The sequence below is a fragment of the Pseudomonas sp. zfem002 genome (assembly GCF_032621685.1).
In the GTDB taxonomy this organism is placed as follows: domain Bacteria; phylum Pseudomonadota; class Gammaproteobacteria; order Pseudomonadales; family Pseudomonadaceae; genus Aquipseudomonas; species Aquipseudomonas japonica.
In genome coordinates this window covers 1-6,056 of sequence record NZ_JAVYJH010000055.1, presented here as the reverse complement: position 1 = coordinate 6,056, position 6,056 = coordinate 1, and the positions used below count along the sequence as shown (strand labels likewise).

4 protein-coding genes are annotated in these 6,056 nt (G+C 55.0%); 1 reads left to right on the top strand and 3 read right to left on the bottom strand.

The window, feature by feature from the left end; all coding sequences use genetic code 11:
* On the top strand, window positions 1-104 hold a 104-nt coding region (locus RTI28_RS30155; protein ID WP_316923887.1), incomplete at its 5' end, for a transposase domain-containing protein.
* A 66-nt stretch (window positions 105-170) separates the two neighbouring features.
* Here RTI28_RS30155 and RTI28_RS30150 read toward each other — a convergent pair.
* From RTI28_RS30150 to RTI28_RS30140, 3 genes are all read right to left on the bottom strand, one after another.
* A complete protein-coding gene (locus RTI28_RS30150; RefSeq protein ID WP_316923886.1) occupies window positions 171-1,193 on the bottom strand; it encodes a formylglycine-generating enzyme family protein in 1,023 nt (340 codons plus the stop codon).
* Complete coding sequence (locus tag RTI28_RS30145) at window positions 1,180-3,423, bottom strand: hypothetical protein (protein WP_316923885.1); 2,244 nt, start codon at window positions 3,421-3,423, stop codon at window positions 1,180-1,182. The genes RTI28_RS30150 and RTI28_RS30145 overlap by 14 nt, the downstream gene beginning before the upstream one ends.
* A 14-nt stretch (window positions 3,424-3,437) precedes the next feature.
* On the bottom strand, window positions 3,438-6,056 hold a 2,619-nt coding region (locus RTI28_RS30140; protein ID WP_316923884.1), incomplete at its 5' end, for a type VI secretion system tip protein VgrG.

Sequence of the window (6,056 nt, the reverse complement as noted above, 5' to 3'; positions counted from 1 at the left end):
ATGCGTGGCTGCGCCACGCACTGGAACGCCTGCCGCAGGCGTCCTCAGTGGAAGATTACGAAGCCCTGCTGCCTTGGAATTGCACGCCTCATCTGCATAGCTAAGCGCTCGTCCATCTTTGGATAGGTGGGGTTTATGGAGCGCTTACGAAAATTCGCGTTAAAAACCTACTAATCCAGCGCCAGTGGCTCCCCGCTATTGACTACACAACGTGCTGTTTTTGAGGAAAGAAACGCTACATCGTTAGTCCTGAAGTAAGCATTCGGATTGGCCGGCATCCTGTGAACATTTATCCCGACAGTCCAATACTCATCTGCGTGGCTTTGCCCCCTTAGCACTTTTGTAGGGCGCCCCAGAACATCGCGATGCACTGGCTGCTCGGGACCTTGCGGATCATTAGTCGGAGAGTACTTATAGTAGTCAGGGTCATACCAATCCTTCACCCATTCAAAGCCACTATCTGACATCGCGTAAACGCCCAATGGATTTGGGGGGAATCGGTCTACTGGCAATGGCGTCAGCCCACCTGTACCCCAGCCCATTTCTGCCGCAAACTGCTTTCTATCCAACGAAGTTGAAATATTTACTCCTACAGCTCGCCCCTCGCTGCTAATAGAAACTTTATAGGTTCCATCATTGGTTGCAACCATTAGAAACTGCCCACGACTCCTGGCCGCGTACTCCCACTGCGCTTCAGTTGCCAGGGAAAAAGGCAAACCACTGATATCCGAAAGCCAAGCGCAATACTGTTCGGCTTCGAACCAATCCAGATGAGCAGGAAGTCGATCGGGCATGCTAAACAAGAAAAATCGATAACCTGCGACATCCGTTCTAAGTTGCTTTCCGTGATATTCCAGATAAGCCCGGTAGTCCTCATTGGTCACCTTATATTTATCAATATAAAAATCACTCAAGACCACCTCATGCAAAGGCTTGCTACCCTCTTCAGCATCAAGAGGAAGTCCCTCCACACTATGAGAAACCCCAAAATCCCCCATCAAAAAACTTCCACCCTTAACGAAAACCAGTCTTTCCTTAATTTTAAACAAAAAGCTTTCAATATCAGCTTCCGACACAGCGGGTTGCGAGGAGGTGTTAACTTCCGAGCATTCACTGTCTCTTATTATCCAAACTGAGAAAGTAACGAAAACCAACACAACCACAGCAGACAAGATAATTTTAGATTTTTTCATAGTCCCCTCGGTAAGGGCCAAAATCACACCCATCCGGGAATCTAGGGTCATCCAGAGTATTCAACCGATAATATACGGTATCATTCATTGATAACGCATACCCCACAGCTGGTTTATCCTTCAAGCAGCCATGGATATCTTCCAACTCTTTTCTCTTCTTGTGGAGTTCCACATCTCGATCAAACCCCATCTGAAGAAACTCGACAAGCTCTTCCTCTTTTCGCTTCGCGATCAATGCTGGATTTTCGTCGATATTTTTTCGCACCCCATCAATCGTTACTCGACACATCACCTTCTCCCACTCAGCACGAGTTTGTATGCTCTTTAGAATACAAATCACGGCTTCCTTGCGATCATGATGACGATCGATGAAATAAGGACCGTAATTATCTAAGTCCACATCATCCCATTTGCTATGACGAGTCATCAGATATAGCAAAATGCCTTTCGCCTCTGGCGTATAGCTCAACATGCTCCTCTTATCATAAATTATATTTCTCGCTAATTTATTTCTGACTTCAGATGACTCAAGCCCATTTTTAGGCGCATCAAGAATTGCTTTAACAAAACGTTCAAATTCCTCAGCAAGAAACTCTGCATCGACCCTAAACTCCTGATAAGTCGCATACACGTCATTTTTCAGATCATCCATTCTAAGCACACAGAATCTACTGTATGACTTAAACGCCTCCTCACTAACAAGATCAAAAAACGCATAATTCAATCGATAGAGCTGATACGCCAACCACGCACCGAACTCCATAATATTTTTAGTATTAACCTCACAAATCAATCTACCTTTGGCCCCCACGCCCCAGCACAAACTGGCAGCCAAATGCAGATAAAACTTTCCGTTAACAAACGAACAATGAAACTTCGAGCCAACCCCCACACCGGCCAGCCCCCCGATGGTTGGCGCGATGGAGCAGAACTCGACATATTTGCCCTTGGCGGTGGGTGCCTCGTCCGGGTCGGCAGGTTTCAACCATTGCACCGATCCCTTCAGAGTTCCTTCGACCTTGGCTCCGGCAAACCCCTGGACGGTGACATCCAATCCTTCGTCCTCAGCCGCCATTTGCTTGTGAAAAGCGGCCTTGGGCGTCCGTCTTTCTGTGAAGCGAGGCAACCGCCCTCCCGTCTGGCCTGCCAGCAGTTGCTGATCGTCCTTGGTCACGACCTGCAACTGTCCGCCGAGGACTACCGAGCCGCCGATAAAACCCGTCAGGTCACCGGCAAGCTCCATGCGCAACCAGCCCATATGGAAGTTTTCCTGATTGCTCCTGGTGTAGATGAGTGGCCAGCCCATTCGGTCCGGCATATAGGAAGTGAACCCGGCCTTCCCGGATGCAAGAGTGAGACTGGCACCCGCCTCACCCTTGATGGCAACCATCCCCGAGGAAGGATCATATTCGGCGCTTGCGCCAACATTGGACATGAAGCGCATGAACTGCGCGCCACTGGACACATCCAGGTTTTCGTTGATGGCTCGGGAATCTCGCAGGCTTTCGTTCCAGCTCTCCGCCCATTCGAAGAGCGTAAGGTCTTTGTTCAGATCTTCCAGCGCCTTTTCAACTCCTGCCCATTCCATGACATCCTTCAGTTCCAGCTTTAACTTTGGGGCCTCAAAACTGGTAACTTGCTGCATCAGCAAATTCGTATCAATTGTCCTCTTTCCATTTTTTCCGACTTTGTAGACGCTTTTCTGGCCACCTCTATAGTCCTTACCTTTCAAGGAGATATCATGCATCTTGATACTCCTTCCCTTTTTACTGAGAAATTTCTTGCTGACGTAGGCATAGGGCTTTTTAGGACCTGCGCCAACGCCCATGGGAATCAGCTCGACAACATCCTGATATCCCATGCCCTTCTGAGAAAACTCACCCAATGTTTTGCTTATCTGCGCTCGTTGGACCTCCAGCTCGGCTTCCGCGACGGAGACCTGGGTCGTCAGATCTTCCCTTTCTGCGTCCATCATTCCCGGCTTTTCACTTGCACGGGCATACAGCTCGACCATGTTCAGATGGGTGGCTTCCGCTTTATGAAAGCGCTCCACCATTGCAATCATCTTGCGCGAATGGTTCTCGACTTCAGCAGCTTGTACGCCGCTGAGAAAGATCAACTCTTCGGTTTCCGGACGGAAATAACACAGCCTCGATTGGTAATCGACTTCGACCACTACGTCCTGCCTGCCCGTTTGAAGTTCGCCGGCAACGGTACGAGATTGAGTCATGTATCAGCCTCCAATTAGTCAAAGAAGAACTTGATGTTCTGCGGTTCCATTCCCCGATGGGACTGGGTAAACCCCTCCTCATCGGTCATTCCTCTCGCCACCTGGCCTGTTTCGTCTTCCATGACGTAGGACACGTAGGCACTGGGCGAGCCGAGGCCTTTTTCTTTGAGCTGGAACCGCCCCGACGTCGGATCCCGATAAACCGGATCCTCCAGCACCATCGGCGTCAACGCCTTTTCCAGCGAAGCCGCACCACCCCAGACGGTGTTGTCGTTGCGAACCCGCACCTCTCCCGGCGCGCCGATCTCGATGGAGCCGTCCTTGATCTTGATGTACGCGCCCCGGCTGACCAGGGTGATGCCCTGCTCGGCATTCAAGGTGATCTCGCCGTTGATACTGTCGAGGCTGAGCGTTTCTTTCGCCTTCAGGCTCATCACGTCGTTCTGTGCCTGGATTTCCACGGGACCGCGGGCGGCGAAGAGCTTCATGCCGAGCTTTTGCGCGAACAGGCTGATGGCCTCGCCCGCCGCCACGCTGAAACGTTTGAAGACGCTGAAGTCGGTGCTGTCGCCCGCGGTAGCGCTCAGGTTTTCGCCTGCCGACAGTTGCAGGTTTTTCGCGCTGGCCAAGGCCATGCCGCCAGGCGCCGAGGCAAGCAGCCCCGCCTCGGACAATCCCTGCAAGGCTTGCCTGAGCCCCTCCTGCGACTCCACATCCGCCGCCAAAGCGCCTGACACAGAGGCGCTGTGGGCCAGGGCATTGGCAAGCGCGAGCGCATTGGTCAGCTGGGCAATGGCGGCATTCATGTCCAGCACCTCACCCTGCGCCTTGGGCTGGGCATCGGCACTGATGAACAGGCCCTTGCCCGCGCGCAATGCACCCCAGTGATCGGTGCGCAACTCGAAACCCTCGCCCCGCTTTCTGCGCTCGCTGTCCACCAGATGCCCGAGGTTCAGCTGGCTCTTGCCGGCGAACTCGGTACTGAGCTTGACGTGCTCCTGCCCGCGTTCGTCTTCCATGCGCAGTTTGTTGTTCGCCGGGGTCCGCAGCACGTTGCGCCGGTTGTTGCGGTTGGCCACGTGATCGGGATGCTGGCTGTCGTGCAGGGCATGGGCGATGTAGGGCCGGTCCGGATCCCCCTGCTCGAACGCCACTGCCACTTCCGTGCCCTGCACCAGCGGCAGGTGCAGGCCATAGGTCGCGCCGGCGTAGGGTCGGGCCAAACGCAGCCAGACGCTTTCCTTGCCGGCATCCCATTCGTCGCGGTCGAACAGAAACCTGACCCGATAGCGCCCCTCGTCATCGATATGGCTGTAGAGATCGTCGTCGTTCTGGCTGGTGATACGTGCCGGCAGCGTGCCGCTGATGCTCGGCTTGGGCTTGAGCTGCGGTCGGAAGCAGATGTATTCGTCGTAGGGAATTCCGCTGAACTCGACCGTGTGCAACTTGTTGCGCGCGCCCCTGACATCGATGGTGTGGACCAGCACCCGATTGGCGAAATCCTGCGGTGCGTTGCCGGTTACTCGCAGTACCTGCCCCGGCATCAGGGTCGGGCTGCAGGTGGTGCCGCTCAGTAGGACGCGCTGGTTGAGGCTGCGTTCCTGGCTCAGCCGCGCGTAGAAATGCCCGGACTCCGTTTCCGCGCCATAGCCATGCATCGTCTGCGTGCCCATTTCCGTGTAGGGCATGGCGTACTCGTAGGTTTCGCCATAACGGATCTCCGGAAGCGAAAAACCAGGCGGCCGGCTGACTTCGCCCTGCAGCCGCAGATTGGCCTGGCGCGGATCGTAAGTGCGGAAGAACACTTCCTTCTCCACCACCTGGTGCTGCGTGCGCAATTCCCACACCGCGTCGGCATCGCTGCTGGACAGGCCACTGGGTGTCAGGCAAGGCAGCTCGACACCAAAGTCCAGGTGGCACTGCCAGTCATGAAAGCGCACCTGGTCGACCTTCAGTTCCGAGACGAAGACGATGCGGTACCAGATGCCGACCTCGGCCAGCAGTCGTTCGATGAACGCCAGGTCGCTTTCGCCGTACTGCATCACCTGCCGGCGCCGCGGGTATTCGCGCTTGAGGTCGAACCTGAAGGCGCTGTTCACGAAGAAACCATGATCCTCAAGGATCTGCCGGACGATCTGCGGTACCGACTGGTGTTGGAAGATCCGATAGCGCTTACCCCGGGCCAGGCGCACGAGACGCGGCTCCAGGGTGATCTCGTAGTGACCTTCATCCACCGAGCCGCCGATGCGCTGGAAGCCGGTGATCAGGCCGAACAGCTCGCGCAGCGGCTCGTGGATCTCGTTCTTGATCCGCCAGGCGAACACCTTCGGCGGCTTGCCATAGATGGCGAAACGCGCGGTGCGGTTGAGGATGCTGGGCATGTCCAGGTCCAGCGGCGAGTTCTTGCGCTCGTTGCGCGCAAGAAACTGCTCCTGGGTCATGCTGACCACGCCGTTGAACACCTCCCGCGGCTCACCGCAGGTGAAGCGGATGGTGTAGCGGAACGGCTTGCTCAGGTACTCCTGGCCTTCGAAGGCGTAGACGTCGAGGAACTTGTCGTCCAGGTCGCGGACGCGCAGGTCGTAGGGATTGCGGTGCTTGGGCGGTGGGTAACGGCTGACGATTTTTCCCAT

What these genes read in the sequence shown, in the direction of transcription:
- RTI28_RS30145 (WP_316923885.1), bottom strand. Translation starts at nt 3,423, where the DNA reads ATGACTCAATCTCGTACCGTTGCCGGCGAACTTCAAACGGGCAGGCAG.
- RTI28_RS30150 (WP_316923886.1), bottom strand. Translation starts at nt 1,193, where the DNA reads ATGAAAAAATCTAAAATTATCTTGTCTGCTGTGGTTGTGTTGGTTTTC.